Origin of the sequence: Pedobacter ginsengisoli (genome assembly GCF_030244015.1) — a bacterium.
Lineage (GTDB): Bacteria > Bacteroidota > Bacteroidia > Sphingobacteriales > Sphingobacteriaceae > Pedobacter > Pedobacter ginsengisoli.
Window position 1 is genome coordinate 900480 of sequence record NZ_JASSYX010000003.1, and the last position, 23375, is coordinate 923854.

17 protein-coding genes are annotated in these 23375 nt (G+C 45.3%); 7 read left to right on the forward strand and 10 right to left on the reverse strand.

Going from position 1 to position 23375, the window contains the following annotated elements:
• Positions 1-89 precede the first annotated feature (89 nt).
• The 3 genes from QEP08_RS16135 (at position 90) to QEP08_RS16145 (ending at position 4684) form a co-directional block, all read left to right on the forward strand.
• On the forward strand, positions 90-1631 hold the full coding sequence (locus QEP08_RS16135; RefSeq protein ID WP_285059604.1) for a M28 family metallopeptidase: 1542 nt from the start codon (positions 90-92) through the stop codon (positions 1629-1631).
• Positions 1632-1973: 342 nt separating this feature from the next.
• The gene (locus tag QEP08_RS16140; RefSeq protein WP_285059605.1) at positions 1974-2351 is read left to right on the forward strand and encodes a BlaI/MecI/CopY family transcriptional regulator; all 378 of its coding nucleotides are present in this window, start codon (positions 1974-1976) and stop codon (positions 2349-2351) included.
• Positions 2348-4684, forward strand: coding sequence for a TonB family protein (locus QEP08_RS16145; protein ID WP_285059606.1), 2337 nt, complete (start codon positions 2348-2350; stop codon positions 4682-4684). Before QEP08_RS16140 ends, QEP08_RS16145 begins: the two co-directional genes overlap by 4 nt.
• Positions 4685-4764: 80 nt before the next feature.
• On the opposite strand, the gene QEP08_RS16150 is transcribed toward QEP08_RS16145, so the two are convergent.
• The 4 genes from QEP08_RS16150 to QEP08_RS16165 all read right to left on the reverse strand — a co-directional run bounded on the left by QEP08_RS16150 (position 4765) and on the right by QEP08_RS16165 (position 9945).
• Positions 4765-5535, reverse strand: a complete 771-nt coding sequence (locus QEP08_RS16150) for a succinate dehydrogenase/fumarate reductase iron-sulfur subunit (protein ID WP_285059608.1) — start codon at positions 5533-5535, stop codon at positions 4765-4767.
• 22 nt (positions 5536-5557) lie between these two features.
• Positions 5558-7537 carry a fumarate reductase/succinate dehydrogenase flavoprotein subunit gene (locus tag QEP08_RS16155; protein WP_285059609.1) on the reverse strand — a complete coding sequence of 660 codons (1980 nt, stop codon included), beginning with the start codon at positions 7535-7537 and terminating at the stop codon, positions 5558-5560.
• A gap of 18 nt (positions 7538-7555) precedes the next feature.
• A complete protein-coding gene (locus QEP08_RS16160) occupies positions 7556-8236 on the reverse strand; it encodes a succinate dehydrogenase cytochrome b subunit (RefSeq protein WP_285059611.1) in 681 nt (226 codons plus the stop codon).
• Between the two features lie 179 nt (positions 8237-8415).
• Positions 8416-9945 carry a trypsin-like peptidase domain-containing protein gene (locus QEP08_RS16165; RefSeq protein ID WP_285059612.1) on the reverse strand — a complete coding sequence of 510 codons (1530 nt, stop codon included), beginning with the start codon at positions 9943-9945 and terminating at the stop codon, positions 8416-8418.
• A gap of 221 nt (positions 9946-10166) precedes the next feature.
• Here QEP08_RS16165 and dapF point away from each other — a divergent pair, with 221 nt between their 5' ends.
• A complete protein-coding gene (dapF, locus tag QEP08_RS16170) occupies positions 10167-10952 on the forward strand; it encodes a diaminopimelate epimerase (protein WP_285059613.1) in 786 nt (261 codons plus the stop codon).
• Here the strand turns inward: dapF and QEP08_RS16175 are convergent, their stop codons facing one another.
• The gene (locus QEP08_RS16175) at positions 10953-13259 is read right to left on the reverse strand and encodes a helix-turn-helix domain-containing protein (protein WP_285059614.1); all 2307 of its coding nucleotides are present in this window, start codon (positions 13257-13259) and stop codon (positions 10953-10955) included. It lies immediately after the preceding gene.
• 154 nt (positions 13260-13413) lie between these two features.
• On the opposite strand from QEP08_RS16175, the gene QEP08_RS16180 reads away from it, so the two are divergent.
• A complete protein-coding gene (locus QEP08_RS16180) occupies positions 13414-16206 on the forward strand; it encodes an outer membrane beta-barrel family protein (RefSeq protein WP_285059615.1) in 2793 nt (930 codons plus the stop codon).
• A gap of 10 nt (positions 16207-16216) precedes the next feature.
• Positions 16217-16993: a GLPGLI family protein gene (locus tag QEP08_RS16185; RefSeq protein ID WP_285059616.1), complete on the forward strand. Its 777-nt coding sequence runs from the start codon at positions 16217-16219 to the stop codon at positions 16991-16993.
• Between the two features lie 12 nt (positions 16994-17005).
• On the opposite strand, the gene QEP08_RS16190 is transcribed toward QEP08_RS16185, so the two are convergent.
• From QEP08_RS16190 to QEP08_RS16210, 5 genes are all read right to left on the reverse strand, one after another.
• Positions 17006-17701 (reverse strand): response regulator transcription factor, encoded by a 696-nt coding sequence (locus tag QEP08_RS16190; RefSeq protein ID WP_285059617.1) that lies wholly within the window; start codon positions 17699-17701, stop codon positions 17006-17008.
• Between the two features lie 6 nt (positions 17702-17707).
• Positions 17708-19606: a sensor histidine kinase gene (locus tag QEP08_RS16195; protein ID WP_285059618.1), complete on the reverse strand. Its 1899-nt coding sequence runs from the start codon at positions 19604-19606 to the stop codon at positions 17708-17710.
• A 320-nt stretch (positions 19607-19926) separates the two neighbouring features.
• On the reverse strand, positions 19927-20619 hold the full coding sequence (locus tag QEP08_RS16200; RefSeq protein WP_285059619.1) for a DUF6266 family protein: 693 nt from the start codon (positions 20617-20619) through the stop codon (positions 19927-19929).
• A 41-nt stretch (positions 20620-20660) separates the two neighbouring features.
• A complete protein-coding gene (locus QEP08_RS16205; RefSeq protein ID WP_285059620.1) occupies positions 20661-21338 on the reverse strand; it encodes a DUF6266 family protein in 678 nt (225 codons plus the stop codon).
• Between the two features lie 387 nt (positions 21339-21725).
• On the reverse strand, positions 21726-22094 hold the full coding sequence (locus QEP08_RS16210; protein WP_285059621.1) for a DUF3127 domain-containing protein: 369 nt from the start codon (positions 22092-22094) through the stop codon (positions 21726-21728).
• Positions 22095-22165: 71 nt separating this feature from the next.
• On the opposite strand from QEP08_RS16210, the gene QEP08_RS16215 reads away from it, so the two are divergent.
• On the forward strand, positions 22166-23350 hold the full coding sequence (locus QEP08_RS16215) for a THUMP domain-containing class I SAM-dependent RNA methyltransferase (protein ID WP_285059622.1): 1185 nt from the start codon (positions 22166-22168) through the stop codon (positions 23348-23350).
• The last annotated feature ends 25 nt before the right edge of the window (positions 23351-23375 follow it).

Genomic DNA, 23375 nt, shown 5'->3' on the forward strand with positions numbered 1-23375 from the left:
TAATAGTTAAGATTTGGCAGGAGGATTCCTGCCATTTTTATTTAATTGATATTTAGCGTAAATTCAACTTTGAAGACCAACCGAATCACATGATAAAAATTTACACCATAATTGCCTTCCTTTTTGGATTGGTCCTGCCCCTTACAGCACAGGACAAAGCAGACCTGCAGGCCATTCAAAGAATTCGTAAAGAAGGCCTGGAGCACTCCAGGGTAATGGACATTGCATTTCAGATCACAGATGTGGCCGGCCCGAGACTTACCAACTCACCCGGACTGAAAAGAGCGCAGGACTGGGCGATGAAGCAGTTCAGCGAATGGGGCCTGAAAAATGTACAGCTCGAATCATGGGGGAAATTTGGTAAAGGCTGGCAGATTGACAAATATTATGCCGCCACAACTGTCCCTTACTATCATCCCGTCATCGCATCACCAAAAGCATGGACACCCGGAACCAACGGACTGATCAGATCAGAAGTGATCCTCATTAAGGCAGATACAGTTACTGACCTGGATAAATATAAAGGCAAACTGGCGGGAAAAATTGTCATGTTTGACCAGATGACACTACAACCGCTCCAAAATACTTATAAACCTGATGCAGTCAGACACACTGACTCTGTTTTAAATAAAATGGAGCAGGCCAGCGCCGGGACCCAAAGGCCCCGTCCTGCCGGTGATAACAATATGCGGGCGCAAATGATGAAGATAAGAGCTGTTCGTACTGCCATCAGCGCTATGCTTACAGAAGAAAAAGTTGGACTGGTCCTAACTTACGCAAGAGGCAGCTACGGCACATTCTTTACGAGCAACGGCGCCTCCTACGCACTTGATGCCGGGCCCGTATCTCCTGAACTGGAAGTATCTGCGGAAGATTTTCTGCACATCTTAAGGCTGCTGCGGGCTGGTCAGAAAGTAGAGATGGAAGCTGAAATTAAAACTTCCTTCTATGACCAGGATCCCAACGGCTATAATGTGATTGCTGAAATTCCCGGAACAGATAAAAAACTCAGGGATGAAGTAGTGATGATCGGTGGCCATTATGACTCCTGGCATTCGGCAACCGGCGCTACGGACAACGCCGCGGGAGCTGCCGTGATGATGGAAGTCATGCGCATCCTTAAAACCATAGATTTTAAACCAAAAAGGACAATAAGAATAGCCTTATGGAGCGGCGAAGAACAAGGGATATATGGCTCCAGGGGATATGTCACTAAGCATTTTGGTGATCCAAAGACCGGGGAAAACGAAAAAGTGAGCGCTTACTACAACCTCGACAATGGCACCGGTACGATCAGGGGCATCTATTTGCAGGGCAATGAAGCAGCACGCCCTATTTTCAAAGAATGGCTGGCTCCCTTCAATGATCTTGGTGCGGGGACCATTACCATAAACAACACAGGCGGAACCGACCACCTCTCATTTGACGCCGCTGGAATTCCCGGGTTCCAGTTTATCCAGGATCCTATGGACTACAATACACGAACCCATCATTCAAATCAGGACACCTACGACAGACTGGTTGAAGACGATCTCAGGAAATCCGCCACCATCATTGCCTCATTTGTCTACCATACTTCCGAAAGGGAAAAACAAATTCCAAGAAAGGCCCTGGTTAAGAAGTCAGACTGATGCCCTGATCAGTATTTGCGCCCTATGGATCAACCTTTCCCGACTTCTCTATAAACTCTTTTTGGGGGGCTGCACTGACCCCCAACCCTATCAACCATCTTGAAACCGTTAGAAAAACCGGGCTAAACCTCCCAGCTATCAGCAGATGACTTTAGACAGCCACGCAGACGATAGGCTACATGTCAGTAACTGTGTATGAGTTAGGGGTGAAAAAATAAATTATCAAATATTTTGAAAACTAAAATATTAGTTATAAGTTTATACTAAGATCTTAGTTATACCTGGATATTGCGCAGTATCCGGGATAACGCAAACACTAATACAAAAACTAAAACAAGAAAAATGGAGATTAAAGATTTAACAAAAGCAGAAGAACAGATCATGCAAATCGTATGGCAATTGGAGCGGGGATTCGTTAAAGACGTAATGGACCACTTACCAGAACCAAAGCCGGCATACAATACGGTTTCCACCATCATCCGCATACTTGAAGTTAAAGGGTTTATTGCCCATGAAGCTTTCGGGAAAGCCCACAAATACTACCCTGTTATCAGCAAGGAGGACTACAAACGCCATGCGACGGAAAAACTACTGGGAGGATACTTTGAAAACTCAGTGGAGAGCATGTTCTCCTTTTTCGTCAAAGAGGAAAAACTGGACCTGAGCGATGTGGATGAAATTCTTAAAATGATTAACAAAATTAAAAACAGACCAAGATGAACTGGGCACATTACATCCTGCAAGTCAATATTTACTTAATTGTATTTTATGGCTTCTATAAGTTGTTATTAGCTAAAGAAACTTATTTCATTCTCAACAGGATCTACCTGATCTCGGCCGGGATACTTTCTCTTGCCATTCCTTTTCTCAGGTTTGAATGGTTTATCACACAGCCGGTTGCACAACCGGTGTACATAGGTGTTGATCAGATGTCTGCGTTTATGAGCCAGGTAGCCATCATACAGGATGCTCCGGATAAAATCAGTGCCGGCAGTATATTGGTCACCCTGTATCTTTTAGGGGTATCCGTCTTTATTGTCAAGTTTATTGCCCAGTTATACGCTGTACGCCAGCTTTTAAAGAGGAAAGACAACGGTTCGGCTTTTTCATTTTTCAACAGGCAAGTGGTGGATGAACAGCTTCCTCAGTCGCAGACCATCCAGCATCATGAAGAGATTCACATCCGGCAGCTACATTCAGCAGACGTGCTGTTTTTTGAGGTCCTGGGTATACTGACCTGGTTCAATCCCATCATTTACCTTTACAAGACAACGATCAAGAATATCCACGAATACCTGGCAGATGAAGAAGCCGCCAGATTTCAGGGGGACAAAGAGCAATATGCCATGCTCTTAATGAGCAATGCACTCGGCGTAGCTCCAAGTACATTAATCAATGGATTTTTTAACAAATCACTACTTAAAAAAAGAATTTTCATGTTATATAAAGAAAGATCAAGAAAAGTCGCCATCTTAAAATATGGCCTTTTCGTACCACTCTTTGCGATAGCACTGGTGGCCTCCTCGGCTACCATCCGCAACAACAAAAATATTAAGGAGATTGCCAATGAAATTCCTTTAGGAACACCACTGGAGGCCGTAAAAGAGGTAGTAGAGCAGGCTATAACAGTACCTCATACAGATCCAGAACAATCCTCAATTAAACCACAACCTAAAAATGCATCACGGGAAACAACCGGGGAGCTTATATCCGGCACAGACTGGGAGCCATTTTATAAGTTCGTGATGCGTACTATCCGATACCCCGCAGCCGCACAGGAAATCGATCTGCAAGGCCAGACTGCTATTAAATTTACCGTAAAAAATGGCACTTTAGAGGGGTTGGGGACTGCGTCTAAACCGCTCGGATATGGTCTGGAACCGGAGGTCATGAGGGTTATAGCAAGCTATAAAGATTTTGCGGGCGGCCCTGACGGGAACTACATCATTCCCGTTTCCTTCCGGCTTTCGGACACACAATCTGAGCAAAAAGCAAAAAAAGCTGATGTGAAATTATCCGGATACACTGTGTTGAATGAAGTCGTTATACGTGGCTATAAGAGACAGGAGCCTGTTAATAAAACAGAGACCCTCCTAAACGAAGTAGTGATCACCACTAACGCAGACGAAAGCGGAAAAATTTATGATTTTGTATCCCTGGATGCTGCTCCCAGCTTTCCGGGAGGTATGGACCAGTTTTATGCTTATGTGCTTCGGAGTGTTAAATATCCTCAGGAAGCCAGGAATGCCGGGATCCAGGGAAAGGTATTTCTTTCATTTATAGTGGAAACTGATGGTGATTTGTCAGACATTAAAGTGGAAAGGAAGCTGGGCGGGGGCACAGATGAAGAAGCGATAAGGGTACTGGAAGAAAGCCCCAAATGGGTTCCGGGTGTTCAGAACGGGCAAAGGGTACGTGTAAAATACAACATTCCGATCAGTTTTACTTTTATGCCTAAACAGGATGTAAAGGAACAGCTGGAGGGCAAAGCGGCAGGTGTGCAAACCAATTCCCAAGGGGTCAGAATTGGCGTACCGGGCAAAAACCCGCCATTGTACATCATCGATGGTGTAAGAATGAAATCATCTGAACCCTCAGCGCTGAGCACCATAAAACAGGACGACATCGCAAGTATAGAAGTCCTCAAAGACGAAACCGCAACTAAATTATATGGCGCAGGAGGGAAATATGGCGTCATACTGATCACCACTAAAAAGGGAAAAACAGACAAAGTCTATGACTTTGTGAGCCTGGAGACACAACCCAGCTTTCCTGGCGGCATGGACAAGTTTTACCAGTACCTGGGTAAAGCAGTCAGATATCCTGTAGAAGCACAGAAGAACAACATCCAGGGCAAAGTCTTTCTGTCCTTCACCGTGGAAAAAGACGGCACGCTCAGCGATATCAAAGTCGAAAGAAAGCTTGAGCCCAGCCTGGATGCGGAAGCCGTACGGGTTGTCAAGACATCACCGAAATGGATACCTGGCAAACAGGAAGGAAAGCCGGTCCGTGTGAAATACAACTTACCGATCTCTTTCTCGCTCTCTAAATAATGCTCTTATAACGCAAAGGCCCCCGATATTCATATCGGGGGCCTTTGCGTGTAATTCCCTTGTCTCGTAGTATAAAACTATTAAATATCTTCCTCAGATACAAATTTTGCAGCATAAAAATCTCTGTTCATCCTGGCGATGTTTTCCAGTGATATCCCTTTAGGGCACTCTGCTTCGCATGCACCGGTATTCGTACAGTTACCAAATCCCTCAGCATCCATCTGGGCAACCATGCTCTGTACCCTCCTGTAACGCTCAGGCTGACCTTGCGGCAGTAATGCCAGTTGAGAGATCTTCGCAGATACAAACAGCATTGCAGATGCATTTTTGCAGGTGGCTACACAAGCACCGCAGCCGATACAAGCCGCCGCCTCAAAAGCAGCATCAGCCTGATTTTTTGGAATAGGCAGTGCATTTGCATCCTGGGCATTACCAGTATTGACCGAAATGAACCCCCCTGCGGCAATAACCCTGTCAAATGCGGTACGGTCTACCGTTAAGTCTTTGATGACCGGAAACGCTTTTGCCCGCCATGGCTCAACCACGATGGTGTCACCGTCTTTGAATGAGCGCATGTGCAGCTGACAGGTAGTCACCAGGTCCTTTGGTCCGTGCGGACGGCCGTTAATAAACATTGAACACGAACCGCAGATCCCCTCACGGCAATCGTGATCAAATACAATTGGCTCTTCGCTCTTATTGATCAGCTGTTCGTTCAGCACATCAAACATTTCCAGAAAAGACATATCAGGCGAAATATCCGACAGCTTGTAATCAACCAAAGCACCTTTGGTCTTGTTATTTTTTTGACGCCATACCTTTAGCGTTAAATTCATATTTCCTGTACTCATAATATTGAGATTTTAGTACTTGCTATTTATAACTTCTTTGTGCAACCTTAATGTTTTCAAACTTCAGCTCTTCCTTATGCAGCTCAAAGTTCACACCTTCTTTAAACTCCCAGGCCGCAACGTATGCATAGTTTTCATCGTCCCGCATCGCTTCTCCTTCTTCCGTTTGGTATTCCTCACGAAAGTGGCCCCCGCAGCTTTCATTGCGGTTTAAGGCATCAATACACATCAACTCACCGAGTTCAATAAAATCAGCTACACGGCCTGCTTTTTCCAGTTCAGTATTTAATTCATCGCTCGTTCCCGGTACGCGGACATCCCTCCAAAATTCCTCACGCAGCGCCCTGATCTCCAGTATGGCTTCGTTCAGGCCTTTTTCATTACGGGCCATTCCGCATTTTTCCCACATAATGTGGCCAAGTCTTTTATGAAAGTGGTCTACAGATTTAGTCCCTCTGATATTGATCAGGGTATCCAGAATTCCTTTTGCTTTAGCCTCCGCCTCAGCAAATGCCGGATGATCCGTAGGAATAGCCTTAACCGAGATCTCTTTAGACAAATACTGGCCTATGGTATAAGGAAGAACAAAATAGCCATCCGCTAAGCCCTGCATTAAAGCTGATGCCCCCAGACGATTGGCGCCATGATCTGAGAAATTGGCCTCACCGGCACAGTACAGGCCCGGCACAGTGGTCATCAGGTTATAGTCTACCCAAAGGCCACCCATGGTATAGTGAACCGCAGGATAGATCCGCATTGGCGTCTCATAAGGGTTTTCTCCGGTGATCTGCGCGTACATGTCAAACAGGTTACCATATTTCTCTTTGATCACTTCCGTTCCCAGACGCATACAGGTTTCCTTATCCGGGTTGTGAATACCTGATTTAGAAGCCTCAATACGTCCATAACGCTCTGTATTTGCTTTAAAGTCCAGATAAACCGCCAGTTTAGAGGCACCTACACCATAGCCGGCATCACAGCGCTCTTTGGCTGCCCTTGAGGCCACGTCACGCGGCACCAGGTTACCAAAAGCAGGATAACGGCGCTCTAAGTAATAATCTCTTTCATCTTCAGGAATCTCGGAAGCTTTACGGGTATCATCTTTCTTCTTAGGAACCCAGATCCGTCCGTCATTACGTAACGATTCAGACATCAGTGTCAGTTTACTCTGATGGTCTCCTGAAACCGGAATACAGGTAGGGTGGATCTGCGTGTAACAAGGGTTTGCAAAATACGCACCCTGCTTATGCGCTTTCCAGGCTGCAGTAACATTGCTGCCCATCGCATTGGTAGAAAGATAGAATACGTTTCCATAACCACCCGTTCCTAAAACCACGGCATGCCCGAAATGACGTTCAAGCTCGCCTGTGATCAGGTTGCGGGCAATGATGCCGCGTGCTTTACCGTCAATCTTAACTACTTCAAGCATTTCATGGCGGGTGTACATTTCTACTTTACCCATACCGATCTGACGCTCCAAAGCAGAATATGCGCCCAGCAGCAACTGCTGACCGGTCTGTCCGGCAGCGTAAAAAGTCCGCTGCACCTGTGTACCACCGAAAGAACGGTTGTCCAGCAAGCCGCCGTACTCTCTGGCCAAAGGCACTCCCTGTGCCACACATTGATCTATAATATTTGCACTTACCTCTGCCAAACGGTGCACATTAGCTTCGCGTGAACGGTAATCACCACCTTTGATCGTATCATAAAACAAACGATAAGTACTGTCGCCATCATTCTGATAATTTTTGGCTGCATTGATACCACCCTGGGCCGCTATCGAGTGCGCCCTCCTCGGTGAATCCTGGAAACAAAAACATTTTACTTTATAGCCCATCTCCGCTAAAGTTGCGGCCGCAGACGCCCCCGCGAGGCCTGAACCCACAACGATTACTTCTATGCTTCTTTTATTCGATGGATTAACCAAAGGCACAGAAGACTTAAATTTAGTCCATTTTTGGGTTAACTCGCCTTCTGGTATATTTGAATTCAATTCTGACATAATTCTTTCTTTCTAAAGTTATTTAATAAGCCCCAGGTACATCGCAACAGGCATAGCAGCAAAAATGATAGAGATCAGGATAGAAAACCATACTCCAACTGACTTAATAATTGGTGTATACTTTTTATGGTTCCAGCCTAAAGTCTGAAACGCCGAAGCAAACCCGTGCAGCAGGTGATAGGCAAGAGAGACCATTGCCAGCACATACAACAACACAAGGGCAGGATTTTGGAATGTCTCCACCATTACCGCGAAAAGGTCATGATTGCCATTTACATCCTGAGTAGGAATACCTGTAAACCTGGACTTCACCCAGAACTTAGAAATATGTACAATCAAAAAAATCAGCAGCAGTGTACCCAGCAGGCCCATTGAGCGGGAGTACCATTTGCTGTTCGCCGCTCCGTTATTTACCGCATATCTTTCAGGCCTGGCAGCACGGTTTTGCGCCCAAAGCCTGAAACCCTGGTAAATGTGAACCAGTAAGCCGGCAAACAACACAATTTCCATTGCCCGGATGATCCAGTTTGTGCCCATAAAATGCGCACCCATATTGAAAGTTAAACCACCATCATTGACAAAGATCAGTGAATTGATAAAACAATGCACCAATAAAAAAGAGATGAGAAACAGGCCGGTAATGCCCATTATTAATTTTTTTCCTATAGACGAGGAAAAAGCGTTTCCGAAACTAGCCATTCGTATTTTATTTTTTAATTCTGTTGTGCAAAAGTATTTAATTAAAGAATTAATTTGTAAATCCCAAACATAAAATGCACATAATTAACTTATTTAGAAACATTCTACGATTACACTGGGATGATAAATAAAAAAAGGGACAATTTACATTGTCCCTTTTCCTTAAATATCAATTAAACTTAGTTCACACTATAGGTGAAGGTACCCTGAGGGCCCACTCCCGTAATGGTTGTCATGCCATTTCTTGATTTCGGCAAAGCAATCTCTATATCTTTAGCACTATTTACCGGTTGTCCGTTTACAGTGGTGATCACCACTCCTTTGGGAACTTCCCAGGCATCAAACAATTTCCCTTGCTCAATTCCTGTAACGATCACACCGCTCTTTACACCATACTTGGCTTTAAGTGCCGCAGAAGCAGGGGCAAATGACGCCCCAAGTCTCTCAAAGCTGGCACCTGTAGGTTTATTTGCTGCAACAGCAGGTTTTGTCACGTCCTTGTTTTCCCCTTTCAGGGTAACATTTACGTTTTTCAACTGGCCATCCCTCAAATAAGTAAGCTGTACTTTATCACCAGGGCTTAACCGTCCGATTTTTTCCTGAAGATCAGGTGAATCATAGATCTCTACATCACCTACTTTTTTAATGATGTCACCTTTTTTCAAACCGGCAGCAGCTGCACCGCTGTTTGGCAGAACTTCCGATACGTATAGTCCAGAAATGTCTTTCACCTCCAGTTTTTCTGCCTGATCGGCATCAAGAGGAACAAAGGACACGCCGATATATCCACGTCTTACCGCACCGTACTTCCTGAAGTCATCGAGAATCTTTTTAGCCAGGTTCACAGGAATTGCGAAACCATAACCAACATTCATACCTGTCTGCGAAGCGATCGCCGCGTTGATACCGACAAGCTCACCATTGGCATTGATCAAAGCACCACCACTGTTTCCAGGGTTAATGGCCGCATCAGTTTGTATATACGATTCTATACTGCTATTGGTACGTGCCGGAATCTTACCCGTTCTCTGATACTCTTCATATTCTTCACGGGTTGGTTCACTGTTTCTGGCCAAAATACCAATGCTGCGGGCCTTTGCACTTACAATACCTGCGGTCACCGTAGTTTGCAGATCCAGCGGGAAACCTACTGCCAATACCCATTCACCAATCTGGACGTTGTCAGAATTTCCCATTTTTACAACCGGAAGGTTAGTCGCGTCCACTTTGATCAGTGCAAGATCCGTATTCGGGTCTTTACCGATCACAGTTGCAGTCACCTTACGTCTGTCAGACAGGATAACATCTATTTTATCTGCGTTTTCAACCACGTGGTTGTTGGTCACGATATAACCATCAGGAGTTAGGATCACCCCTGATCCCGATGCCGCTCTCGGAGTGCGCTGCATTCTCCGGCCGCCGCCACCAAAAAAATCTTCAAACATATCTCCGAACGGAGAAGCACCATCATCGCTTGATTTATTTCCATAAGAAGTCCTGATGTGTACCACGGCTGGAGAAACCGCTGCTGCCGCCTCCACAAAATCTACAGCACCTGCAGAAGATATCTTGGGGTTGTTCGCAAAAAGCACTTTCTGTTGTTCCGTAAAGGACAATCCATCGTCATGACGTTCCAGCATCTTGTAACCCCCAATCGCAGCTGCACCACCTATAAATGCAGCCAGCACAATTAATCCTATTCTTTTCATTTGCATTAAATTACACGTTTTACAATCTATCTACTGAAAATAACTAACTTATAAAGCACAGGCCTGGGTCCCGTAGGCTCATGCAATTCTCATATTTACAAGTACAGATACTTTCTTTTTAATCATTTAGTCAAATTTAATACCATATCACCGATATTTGCATCTGTAATACGTCACGAATACTGTTAAAATATGTTAAATGGCTATTACACAGACAAAAAATGGAAATTCACTTCTTCAAATACCAGGGTGCCGGCAACGATTTTATATTAATTGACCACCGGATGGGTCCTTTAAAGGACATTGACAACAACCGCATTAAAATGCTTTGTGACAGACGTTTCGGCATCGGAGCAGATGGTTTGATGTTTTTGACCGCCCATGATTCCTTTGATTTTGAGATGCACTATTTTAACGCGGACGGCAGGCCCGGCAGTATGTGCGGCAATGGCGGCAGGTGCATCGTCTCGTTCGCCAAACACCTGGGAATTATTGACACCGAAACTAATTTTTTGGCAGTTGATGGCCCTCACTATGCCAAAATTTCAGAAAAAGGCGACTGGGTAGACCTGCAAATGATTGATGTAGACACAGTTAATAACGACGGGCCAGCCTACGTACTCAATACGGGTTCCCCCCATTATGTTCTGCAGACCGAAGGGCTTAAAGACTTTGATGTCTATACCAATGGAAAAGCCATCAGGAACAACGAGACCTACAAAGAAAAAGGCATTAACGTTAATTTTGTGGAAGATAAAGGCGACCATCTGTTTGTACGCACCTTTGAACGCGGCGTGGAAGATGAAACTTACGCCTGCGGCACGGGTGTAACCGCAGTAGCCCTGTCAGTGGCAAAGCACAAAGGACAGAAAGGTCATATCGAAACCCCCGTTAACGTACTGGGCGGCGACCTGAAAATAAGCTTTGACTACGACGGAACGAAATTTACAAACGTCTTTCTATGTGGACCGGCCAAGCAAGTATTTGAAGGCGACGTGAATCTCTGATCACCCGCCTTCTGCCAGATGCGCAGCCACGCCGATCTTAATCTCACCAAAAGAATAGTCTCTGCCCAGGCGCTCACGTATCGGGTTCATTTGAAGGGTCTTTAATTCTTTAATGGCCGCCAATATCTGGTCCAGCTTACGGGACCCAATAACATCTTTTGCAGAAATTTCCTGTTTGGCCACATAATGCGCCAGGTGTCCTTCAATAGTACCGATGACCATTTTACGCTCCGCAGCGATCTCAGTAAGGGTCTTTCCGGCTTTGTGCAATTCCAGGGACAGCGCTTTAGTATCTGCTTTAGGCTCCTTGTCAATGGCCTTAGCTGATTTTTTTGGTTTTCCTCCTGTCCTGCCAGCCTTTCCGGCTTTCTTAACCGTAAAATCATGCGTATCTTCCATGGCAAAAACGCTTAACATCCTGGTGCCCCTTGCACCGGTATTGATCAGGCGCTCCACATCCTGCCGCTTAAATTCCCGGTTTTCCATAACAGCAGCAAGCAGTGCCGGTGCCTTCTTCATCTTTTTCAGCTGCTCAAAAAACAGCGACTCCATCTCCAGCAATTCATTTAAAAACTCAAGCACCTGCTTGTCCTGTTTCACCAGTTCCATCCTTTCAAAAATATTTTCGGAGAAAGCCGTAATCAGCGGTACAAAATACTTTTCCGCTGCAAGCACCCTTTCCAAAAGAGCCCGTCGCCCCTCTTCTGTGCGGTCCGCACTCAAACGGCCGATCTGGACCATAAATTTATCTGCGTTTGTCCTGACAGCGATCAGGTCCTTTGACAGCTGCTCTGCCCACTTATGGTGTTTTTGTTTGGCAGACCGGTTGATGTCTTTGGTATAAGAATGTACATGATCATATACATAATTGTCCAATGCGCTCAGATCAAAACACCGCTGCAGGTAAGTCCTTAAAAATATTTCGCTTTCCTGCTCTACCCATTGCTGCAAACTGGCAATTTCCGGTTTGCTTTTAGCAAATGAAGTCACATTCTGGTCCTGACGGATACCTGTACCCCCAATCTGCGACGTTAGTACCAGGCCGTCCAAAGACCTCAGGCGTGACAATGCCACATAGATCTGTCCCGGTGCGAAGGCACTTCCGATGTCAATAATCGCCTTATCGAAAGTCAGACCCTGACTTTTGTGCACCGTAATGGCCCAGGCCAGTTTCAGCGGATACTGCGTAAAGGTCCCCGCAAGATCCTCTTCAATCTCTCCTGTAACTTTATCCGTAGTATATTTTATGTTTTTCCAGGTATATTTTTCCAGCACGATCTTTTCTTTACTCCCATCTGCCCGGACTTCTATCCAATCTGATTTGAGTGAGACCACCGTGGCTATCTTACCGTTGAAAAACCGCTGCTCTCCTGTCGGATCGTTCTTAATGAACATCACCTGCGCGCCGACCTTCAGTTCCAGTACCTGTTCCGCAGGATAGGAAAACTCACTAAAATCATCTTCAATCCTGGCTTTGTACAAATACGAAGGACCACTGAGTTCATCCAGGCTCTGTTTATTCAGCGCATCAGCTTTATTATTGTGAGTAGTTAACGTAATGTACTTATCCTCAAGTGCGGGTTTAAAATCTGCCCTATAATAGGTTTCCAATAACGCAACATCTTCAGCGGTAACCTTATTGTTCCGCAGGTTATTCAGCAGGTCGATAAACACCTGATCGGCCTGCCTGTATATTTTTTCCAGCTCAATGTACACAGGCGGATCCTGCTGCAGGGCCAGGGCATCAAAAAAATACACACTCTTATAAAACTCAGCAAGCAGGTTCCACTCATTGCCTTTCACCACAGGCGGGAGCTGATGCATGTCCCCGATAAAAAGAACCTGTACACCACCAAAACTGGCCGTATTATTTCTCCTGATGTACCTTAGCACCATGTCTATCGCATCCAGCAGGTCAGCCCTGAGCATACTGACCTCATCGATGATCAGCAGCTCCATATCCAGCAGCACCTTGCGCTTTGCAGCATTCATGTTCAGGTGCCGTACAATAGATTTTGGCGTATTGTATTGCTGATCGAAGTGGCTTCCGCCCGCCGAGGGCTGTCTGGGCAAATAAGTCCCAAAGGGCAGCTGAAAAAGCGAATGAATGGTTACCCCGGCTGCGTTGATCGCAGCAATACCTGTTGGGGCAGCGATCACAGCCTTTTTATGGGTGAGGTCTGTCAGGTTCCTGAGAAAAGTTGTCTTCCCCGTCCCGGCCTTTCCCGTCAGAAATATATGTTTAGATGTATAGTTTACAAACCTCGCCGCAAGTTCAGCTGGATTGGACGTTTCAGAATTCAACATAGGCAAAGTTAATAAGAACATACTACTTTACTATAATCAGCGATCAGTCTAAAACTTGTTAAAATGAAAAGATTTTATTTTAACAAAATTTAACACACCTGGTATTTTATTACTAAAGATTTAGTTATACCTTCGGACTACCTAATTGTTCCAAATGAAACTATCCGCTCTCACAACGCTGATACTACTGCTGTGTGCCCCAATGCTGTTTGCCCAAAAGCAGTACATGATTAAAGGCAGTGTAACTGACAGTATGGCGACCTACAAACTGGTCAACACTACGGTCACACTCCTCCACCAAAAAGATTCTACTCTTGTAAAATACACCCGTGCCGATGCTGAAGGAAGTTTTGCGCTGAACAATCTGAAACCAGGTAAATTTATCTTACTGGTCACCTATCCGGGTTATGCAGACTATGTGGAAGAGTTTGCCCTGGACTCAGCAAACAGCAGCAGGGATTTTGGAAAACTTAACCTCATCCTCAAGGCCACCTTGCTGGCCGATGTCATCATAAAGGGCAAGGCCGCGGCCATTAAGATTAAGGGGGATACCACGGAGTTCAATGCCGGAAGTTACAACATCACCCCAAACTCTAAGGTCGAAGACTTGCTCAAACAGCTGCCCGGCATACAAGTGGATAAGGATGGTAAGATCACCGCACAGGGTGAAACCGTTAACAAGGTACTGGTAGACGGCGAAGAATTTTTTGGTGACGACCCCACACTGGTCACCAAAAACATCCGTGGTGACATGGTAGATAAGGTCCAGCTTTACGATAAAAAAAGTGATCAGGCTACTTTCACAGGGATCGAAGACGGCGAAAAAACCAAAACCATCAACATCAAACTCAAAGAGGATAAAAAGAACGGTTATTTTGGCAAAGCAGAAGCAAGCACGGGAACAGACAAATTCTACCAGAACCAGATCATGTTCAACGCATTCAAGGGCAAGCAAAGGATTGCCGGGTATGGTATTTTTGGCAATACCGGCCAAACAGGCCTGGGCTGGAGTGACAGCGACAAGTATTCAGGCAACAACAATATGGAAGTGATGGCCGACGGAGGCATCATGCTATTCAACGACGGCGATGAATTCAGTTCCTGGGACGGCCGCTACAACGGCCAGGGAATCCCTTCGGTAAATAACGGCGGCCTGCACTATGAAAATAAATGGGACAGCGACAAATATGCCTTAAATACCAATTATAAAGCAGGGCAGATGAATGTAGAAGGGACGAGAAATACTTTATCACAAAATATCCTGCCAAACGGGCTGATCAACAACAGCTCCGACCAGGAATTTGACAATCGCATTTTCAGGCAGAAGCTGGACGCCGCCCTTACGATAAAAATAGACTCGACAAGCACCTTAAAGATCAGTGCAGATGGTTCAGTAAACAATTCCAATACCAGCGACAGCTTTACTTCTTTGAGCCTGCGGGAAGACGGCACCAAAATCAATACCGGCGACCGCAGCCTGACAAACGAGACGGACAAACAGGCTTTCAACATCTCGGCATTCTGGACCAAAAAACTGAAAAAGAAAGGCCGGACTTTTTCCCTGATGATCAAAGAAACCATTACCAAATCTGACAGCGAAGGCTTTTTGAACTCAACCAATGAATTTTTCAATACCAGCAACATTTCTGACAGCACCAGGGTCGTCGATCAGCAAAAGATCAATAAAACTACAGGCAGTGTGCTAAACAGTAACCTTACTTATACCGAACCGCTCTCCAAAACTACTTCCCTGATCTTAAATTATGGATTGGGTATCAACAACAGCAGTTCAGACCGCAGGTCGTACAACAAATCAGCTTCCGGGGCTTACGATGACCTGGACCTGCAGTTCAGCAATGATTTTAAACTCGATCAGCTTTCCAATAAGGGCGGTATCAGCATGAACTATACCAGGGATAAAACCACGTTTAATTTTGGAACAAACGTCACCGCCGTCCGGTTCAATCAGCTTGACAGCTACACCGGCAATTCCTTCAAAAGAAATTTCATCAACTGGAACCCGCAGGCCAGGTATTCTTACCGTTTCTCCCAGCAGAAATCCGTCCGGTTCAGTTATTACGGCTATACCAATCAGCCCGGCATTGATGACATACAACCGGTGAGGGTAAATACAGATCCGCTGAACATCAAACTGGGCAACCCGGGGCTAAGACCATCCTACAACAATAGCTTTAACCTGAGCTACAGTTCGTACAAGATCCTGAGCGAGCAGTCTTTGTGGGTTTCTGGAAATTACAGTTTCACTTTCAACCCCATCACGAATAATACCACAACAGACCAGGCTTCCGGTAAAACCACCTATCAGTCGGTCAACCTGAGCGGCAAACGCCCATCAAATTATTATTTTGATCTTTCTACAGACAAGAAAATCAAAGCGCTCGACCTCAGTGTAGGTCTCGATCTGGGCTACAATGGTAGCGTCAACTATAGCCTCACCAACAATGTGACTGCCAATACCAGCAGTAATACTTACAGAGGGGGGTTGAATATTTCCAAATACAAAGAGAAAAAATACAATTTCCGCATTTCCGGAGGCCCTAACTACAACTCCATCACTTCCTCCCTGCAAAACACCAACAACAATGATGGCTGGGGTTTTAACAGCAACGGCAACATCAACATTTACCTGCCAGGTAAAATAGAGATCGGCACCGATGGAAATTACGAGTTTAAAGCAGGCACTGAAACTTTCAATCAGGACCTGAGCCGCTTTATATGGAATGCATTCATCAGCAAGAAGTTCCTCAAAGGAGAAAACCTTAAAGTTTCCCTGTCCGGCAAAGACCTGCTCAACCAGAATATTGGATTCAGCAGGTACGCCAGCTCCAACATGGTTACACAAAACAGTTACACCACCATACAAAGATATTTTCTACTCTCTGTAAGCTGGGATTTTAACAAAATGGGTGGCGCGGCTGCCAAATAATGCTCAGGATATGAAAAACACCATCATCACCATACTTTGTCTGCTTGCCCTGGCAAGCAGTGCATCTGCACAAAACGCCAGGTTCACCACCAGCGGAGTCATAGAATTTGAGAAAAGCGTCAATATGTTTGCGATGATGAAAAAAAACATCAGCGAAAACACAGGATCATTCTGGCAGGAAATGTACGACAGTTACAAAAGGAACCAGCCCCAATTCAAATTGTTAAAAAGTACACTCAGTTTTACCGGAGACAAAACCCTGTTTACGCCTATTGCTGAAAGTGAAGCCGGCGCAAGGAATTACTTTTCCAATGACCCGATGGTTACCCAAAACAATACCATTTATTCGGACCTGACAACTGGATTATTTACCGCCCAAAAGCAAGTCTATGAAGAAACTTTTCTGCAGAAAGACAGCATCCGTAAAATAAACTGGAAGCTCACCAGCGAAATGCGCACCATAGCCGGATATGAATGCCGCAGGGCAAATGCCATCATCCTGGATTCCATTTATGTGGTTGCTTTTTACACCGATAAAATTCCCCTATCCGGCGGGCCGGAATCCTTTACAGGACTGCCGGGAATGATCCTGGGCGTAGCCCTTCCCCATGAGAACATCACCTGGTTTGCAAAGACAGTAGCAGACAAGCCCGTATCGGCGGCAGAACTTAAAGCACCGGCAAAGGGCAAAGCCACAGACTACAAGGGCCTGAGAAAGATCATAGACGATGCCCTGAAGGGCTGGGGAAACTATGCGCGTTCCGCCTTAAAAGCATTTACATTATAGGCAGGGAAACCATCAGTTGACCAGCAATTTATAACCCTTGCCATGTACATTCAGTATTTCGACCCTGGGGTCTTCGCGCAGGTATTTTCTGAGCTTACTCAAAAACACGTCCATACTGCGGCCATTAAAATAATTGTCATCATGCCAGATGCTCAGTAAAGCCTCCTCCCGGGTCAGTACGGCATTCTTTTTCAGGCATAAAAGCTGCAGGAGCTCCGCCTCCTTGGTTGAAAGCTTTTGCTGCTGGCCTTTATAATGGATCATCTGAGTGGTATAATCAAAGGAATAGTCACCAATTTGAAACTGTGTCTGGACAGGTCCGCTATCAGCCGGCTCCTTCACCGCAACCCTTTTCAGCAAGGCATTGATCCTGAGCAGCAGTTCCTCAATTCTAAAAGGCTTAGTGATGTAATCATCCCCTCCAAGGTCATAGGCAGAGGCCTTATCTTCCATCATGGCTTTCGCCGTCGCGAAGATAATGGGCACGTTCTGATCTATCTTTCTGATCTCTTTGCCCAGCGTAAAACCGTCTTTCTTCGGCATCATCACATCCAGGATGCAAAGGTCAAATTCCTGCCTGGTAAATGCCCGTAACCCCTCATCACCATCCACACACAGCACCACATCAAATTTTCCTTTGATCTGCAGGTAATCCTGCAACAGCAGACCCAGGTTTGGATCATCTTCTACCAGTAGGATTCTTTTCATGCGTCGTTAATTTTGGTTTAGAGGTAAGCTGATTTCAAATTTAGTTCCTTTATCCTTCTCACTGTTCACTTTTATGGTGCCGCCCATTTGGTTGATGATGTCCTGAACGTAATTCAGCCCCAGACCAAACCCCTTTACATCATGCAGGTTGCCCGTTGGCACCCTGTAGAACTGATCAAAAATACGCCTGGTCTGGTCCCTGGTCATCCCGATACCCTCGTCAGCGATTTCAATATAAAGATGTCTGGCTGTATTCCTTGTGCTGATGGTGATCTTAGGAATACCGGCACTGTATTTATTTGCATTGTCGATCAGGTTATAGATCACATTGGAAAAGTGCAGCTCATCGCCAGATATGACCGGGTTGACCGCATTGAGCTGCAGGTCCACAATCGCATTTTTCTTTTGCAGCTGCAGGTCCATACTGTCTGTCACGACCAGGATCAGGTCATTTACGTTCAGTTCCTCCTGTTCCAGTTTCAGTTCTTTTTTCTCCAGGCGGGCGATGCTCAGCACCCGTTCTATATGATTGCCAAGCCTTACATTTTCATCATAAATAATCCCCGCCAGCCTGCTGATCCGTTTCCTGTCTTCAACGATCTCCGGGTCTTTCAGTGCCTCGCTGGCAATCATAATGGTAGCCACCGGGGTCTTAAACTCGTGGGTCATGTTATTGATGAAATCTGTTTTCATTTCAGAGATCTTTTTCTGCCTGATGATGGCGTAAATGGTGTAAGCAAAAATAAAGACAAGCACCAGCAGCAAACCTGCCGATGAAGCCATTGTCGCCCACATATTGCCCAATATCAGTGAATTTTTATTGGGGAAGCTGATGAAAAGCAAGCCCGGGTCCCGAAAAATGTCGTTGCCGAATAAAGGAATCTTATACACATTTTTGCCCAGGCCACCATCAGCAGTCTGATGGGCAGCCTGACTATACAACAATGAATCCTTGGTGGCCAGCTTTAGCCAAAAATCGTAGTCCAGATTGATGTTCCTATTCAATAACTCCCTCTTGATCAGCGTATCGAGATTGTCCTTAGGAATCCGCTGCTCAATAGGAACACTTGCCTGCCGCATTTCTTTGGCGACATCTTCCAGGTAATTCAGGCTGTTGTTCTCCAGTACCACAGTATCCTCCATCAGTGCCTCAAGCCCCAGTTTGTATCTTTGCTCGGCCAGCTGGTCTTCCCTTTTAAAACCCCGGGCCAGCTTGTCCGTCACCTGCTCCATCGTTATGGTGATGGGGGTTAAATTTTTCGGATTATAGGCGAGGTACCTGATGCTGTCCGGCAGCTTACCGGGTGCTAAAGAAAATGTTGTGGTTTTTTTGGAAAAGATCGTTGTTTTTTGTGGATATGCCGATGTTTTTGATGGAAATGTCCCCGTTTTATTAGCAGTAATGGTTTGGTTGACATCAATTATGTTGCCCTCCTGGTCAACTCCGTAATCGACCTGAACCTGCATAGATGACTCGCTTTTATTATTGATGTAAGTGATTTGCTGAAAGACATCCTCGGGAATCAGTTTAGGCATTGGAAAACTGACCCTTATCAGGCTGTCCCGCATATTCAGATCCGCAATGATCCTTTCCTGCTGACGCAGTTTACGCTGTGCTTCCTCCGCCCTGAAACGCTCCTTATAATCAACGATTTCCTGTGCCTTATCGCGCACAGCCCGCTCCCGCTCTTTCCTGAGCTCGTAATCCTTTTTTGTAATGTGATTGGCAGCGTACCGCTTCTGTACTTTGCTGGCCACATCATTCAGCGCTTCATTGACATTTTGCTCAAAAAGCTGGGATTTTAGATTGTATGCTTCCCTGATGTAATACAATTGCATTACAAACACACCCAGCAACGCTGCCGTCATCAGGGTGGTAATTATCCAGAGAATCCGCTTCTTCATTATATATAATTACTCAAAATTAACGAAGGAAGCAGAGAAAAGGTTTTATTTAACAAAATTTAACACGTCAGCGGGGTTTTATGAACCGGTATACCTCCAGGAGACAGCAATTGGAAAGGCACAATGAACTTACATACTTTCGCAGTGTGAACTTTATACTTGAATTTATGCCTGAACATACACGGTACATCAATCCGCTCGTCGACTTCTTGCATAATATACAAAATTGAGCAAGGAGGAACAAGCTATTTATAACCAGGATCTAAAACGCAAATGGGATAATGAGGCAGCGCGCATTAATAGTGTAGAGGAGGGAAGGGCTAAGGGGCTTGCTGAGGGACTTGCTGAGGGGGAACATAAAAAGGGAGCTCTCGCAGATACACACTGTCACCGGTCTGTTTTCCATCTGCCGAAGCAAAACTCATATAACAATGCACCGTGTCACCGCCAAAATCCTGCGGCAACCTGAACAGATAAGACAATGCGTACCGGTTGACAGCAGCGCTAACGATCATGGCTTTATTTTTCGAAGCATTATACACAAGAAAACTTGCCATATCGGTAAACTGGCAGGAAGCTGTCTGTTTTTGGAGCAGCCAGCTGAACAGGATCCCGGCATCTCCAACCTCCTCTTCCCCGGGTACCAGCACCGCTTCAGCTCCTTCCGGCGTATCTATATGTCCCCGGCTATAAACCATTTTCGGGAAATTGATGTGCCAGTCTTCCCCCTGTTTAACAAACGCATGCTCCACATTATAGGAATAAGCTGCATTTAAGGCAGATCCCACTTTAGCATAACGTTTAAAGCCGGGGTTTACCAATGGGACAATATTGCTCAAAAAATTATTGAGCAGGCCGAACTTCAGCCGTTCTTCCAGCTGGCTTTCAGACGGCGGCTTCTGACTGATTCTATGAAGCCCGGTCATTACATTCTGGCCTTTGCGCTGGCGCCCCACCACCGCGCCCGTTTTCTTTCTGAACGGGCCAAGCAGCCCGCCTTTTAATATCCCCATAATTTGTTGTTTATCAGCTTAAAATTAATTCATATGCAGGTCTACTGCTGGGTACCACCGGTCAGCAGACCCTTTAACAGGCCATTATTGAAGCTGCCGGTATACACGCTGTTGGCCAGCCGCTTACGGTCTGCGGACACAAAAGACATAAAGGTCTCCGCATGTTTCCCCTGCAGCCCCTCCGGTATTTCCAGCACATCACTCCCGGAAAGCCTGCTACTGCCAAAAAGCGTATAGATTACCTTTTGCTGTTCAGGAAAATAAGCCAGCATCATCACCTGGTCGGTCGACTCAGGCCATGCCATCTGCGGATCAGTACCCCAGTTGTACTGCATCCCCTGTCCTGTCTCGGTGACATGCCAGTTTTCCGCCGGCTTCAAAGTTCCGGCACTTAAAATTACCTTTTCATAATCGATCCCGAAATCAGGATATACCCCTTTAATAATGGTTCTGCGATTGTATTGAACCGCCAGGTTAAAAGCGTTTTTGACCGTCCCCGATGCCTCAACACCAAAACCCACGTTAATAAACTCTTTGAAACGGCTTAAAAATTCGTTGCAGGTCTTCGTCATCAGACGTGCGCTAAGCTGGGATGCCGTTGCCGGTTTAATGGTATAGCCCACCGTTCTGGATACCTGCTGCCCGTTCAGCATATAGTATACGATTTTTCCGACTTTGCCGGAATGTTCACCCTGAGGACCATTTCTTGATACTCCCATAACATAGTTTATAGTAAAGTTAAAGGCACATCTTGCGGCACCCACAATTAAATATAAGATATAAATTGCTAATAATCAATATTTAGCTAATAATAAACTCAGATTAATTTCAGTCAAATAACAGATATATTTCATAGTTAAGATATCATTGGTATATCCTTGGTATATCATTAAAATATCCTTCATATATCTGTAGATATAATAACTATATATCAATAATATTGCAATCATATCTTTAGGATAGGTTTAATATGAAGATTATCTGAATATTACTTGTAATTTATATGCAGTTATACTAAGCTGATGTGAATTAATGGCATAAAAAAAATGCCGCCCTGGTTCTAAGGCGGCATAGGTATTTAATTTGTTTATTTAAAAAAGATCTTTTTAGAAAGGAAGGTCGTCATCCTCACCCGGTGCACTGCTCAGGTCAGCCGGCGGGGCATATTGAGGAGTCGGAGCTGCTGCTGCAGAGGCAGTCAGGGCATTGATACGCCAGACTACAAGACTGTTGAAATAAGAGGTTTTACCCGCTTTATCTGTCCATGGACGTCCGCGCAGGTTAAAAGAAACTTCAACATCATCTCCAGGTTTTAAACTGTCAAACAAAGCTGTTTTATCCTGAAGGGCTTCAAACCTGATGTATTCAGGATAAGTTGGGTTCTCTGCGTATTCTATAATGAGATCGCGTTTTTTGAAAGTTTCACTTACTTGTTGTAAGGCGCCTATCTCATGCACTTTTCCTTTTAATTCCATACTATGTACTGTTTATTCTTGTTGACAACCCAAATCTCTATATTTTTATTGATAACTTCGCACTTTCAACTATGCAAGTTTTCCACAACAAATCGAAGGTGATCATCACCTGTAATAAACGCCTTTCTACTTATTTACAGGAGGAAGTAAAAGCACTTGGCTATACCATTGTAAGGGATTTCCCCACAGGGATTGAACTGGACATCACTCTTTCTGAGTGTATAAAACTGAACCTTAACCTGCGCTGTGCCAGCCAGATCTTATATAATTTAAGAAGTTTTAAAGCAAAAGATCCGGATGAATTGTATGCAGAACTTAAAGACATGCCCTGGGAGGAGCTGATCGATTTTGCAGGTTATTTTTCAGTCACTTCAAACGTGGACAACCCTACCATTACTACGCCGCTCTTTGCCAATTTAAAGGTAAAGGATGCGATTGTGGACCGCATCAAAGAGAAAAAGAACATCCGTCCGAATTCAGGCTCTGATGCCAATAAGGCAGTGATCCATTTGTACTGGAAGGATAGTGAAGCCGATATATTTATTGACACTTCGGGCGAAACGCTCGCTAAGCATGGCTATCGGAAGATCCCAGGAAAAGCCCCTATGCTGGAAGCCCTCGCTGCCGCAGCCGTTCTGAGTACCCAATGGGACCAGAAATCTCCTTTTGTCAATCCGATGTGCGGTTCGGGAACGCTTGCTATTGAAGCGGCCCTGATCGCTACCAACCGCAGGCCCGGCCTCTTTCGTATGAACTATGGATTTATGCACATTTTAGGATATGATGAGGAAGTTTTCTTTGCAGAACGGAGGATCTTAAAGGAACAGGTCATCAAAAATGTTGATCTGCAGATCATCGCTACCGACATTTCTGAGGATGCGATAGATGTAAGCCGCAAAAATGCGAAAACCGCTGGGGTGGATACCCTGATCACTTTTGAGGTCTGCGATTTTGAAGAGACCATCGTTCCTGAAACTGGTAAGGGCGTGGTGGTGTTTAATCCCGAATACGGGGAACGCCTGGGTGTGCATTCCAAACTGGAACTGACCTACAAACGTATGGGTGATTTTATGAAGCAGAAGTGCAAGGGTTATTTTGGTTATATTTTTACCGGCAACCCTGACCTGGCCAAGAAGATCGGGCTGAAGGCTTCACGCAAAATAGAATTTTATAACGGAAAACTGGATTGCCGGATGCTGGAATATGAACTGTATGATGGCACAAGAAGGCCCGAGGGCCTGAGGACGGCCGATTAACACGCAATTGCTCCAAAAGGAAATG

Coding starts and splice junctions, on each gene's coding strand:
- QEP08_RS16135 (WP_285059604.1), top strand. CDS start 90: ATGATAAAAATTTACACCATAATTGCCTTCCTTTTTGGATTGGTCCTG.
- QEP08_RS16140 (WP_285059605.1), top strand. CDS start 1,974: ATGGAGATTAAAGATTTAACAAAAGCAGAAGAACAGATCATGCAAATC.
- QEP08_RS16145 (WP_285059606.1), top strand. CDS start 2,348: ATGAACTGGGCACATTACATCCTGCAAGTCAATATTTACTTAATTGTA.
- QEP08_RS16150 (WP_285059608.1), bottom strand. CDS start 5,535: ATGAGTACAGGAAATATGAATTTAACGCTAAAGGTATGGCGTCAAAAA.
- QEP08_RS16155 (WP_285059609.1), bottom strand. CDS start 7,537: ATGTCAGAATTGAATTCAAATATACCAGAAGGCGAGTTAACCCAAAAA.
- QEP08_RS16160 (WP_285059611.1), bottom strand. CDS start 8,236: ATGGCTAGTTTCGGAAACGCTTTTTCCTCGTCTATAGGAAAAAAATTA.
- QEP08_RS16165 (WP_285059612.1), bottom strand. CDS start 9,945: ATGAAAAGAATAGGATTAATTGTGCTGGCTGCATTTATAGGTGGTGCA.
- dapF (WP_285059613.1), top strand. CDS start 10,167: ATGGAAATTCACTTCTTCAAATACCAGGGTGCCGGCAACGATTTTATA.
- QEP08_RS16175 (WP_285059614.1), bottom strand. CDS start 13,259: ATGTTGAATTCTGAAACGTCCAATCCAGCTGAACTTGCGGCGAGGTTT.
- QEP08_RS16180 (WP_285059615.1), top strand. CDS start 13,414: ATGAAACTATCCGCTCTCACAACGCTGATACTACTGCTGTGTGCCCCA.
- QEP08_RS16185 (WP_285059616.1), top strand. CDS start 16,217: ATGAAAAACACCATCATCACCATACTTTGTCTGCTTGCCCTGGCAAGC.
- QEP08_RS16190 (WP_285059617.1), bottom strand. CDS start 17,701: ATGAAAAGAATCCTACTGGTAGAAGATGATCCAAACCTGGGTCTGCTG.
- QEP08_RS16195 (WP_285059618.1), bottom strand. CDS start 19,606: ATGAAGAAGCGGATTCTCTGGATAATTACCACCCTGATGACGGCAGCG.
- QEP08_RS16200 (WP_285059619.1), bottom strand. CDS start 20,619: ATGGGGATATTAAAAGGCGGGCTGCTTGGCCCGTTCAGAAAGAAAACG.
- QEP08_RS16205 (WP_285059620.1), bottom strand. CDS start 21,338: ATGGGAGTATCAAGAAATGGTCCTCAGGGTGAACATTCCGGCAAAGTC.
- QEP08_RS16210 (WP_285059621.1), bottom strand. CDS start 22,094: ATGGAATTAAAAGGAAAAGTGCATGAGATAGGCGCCTTACAACAAGTA.
- QEP08_RS16215 (WP_285059622.1), top strand. CDS start 22,166: ATGCAAGTTTTCCACAACAAATCGAAGGTGATCATCACCTGTAATAAA.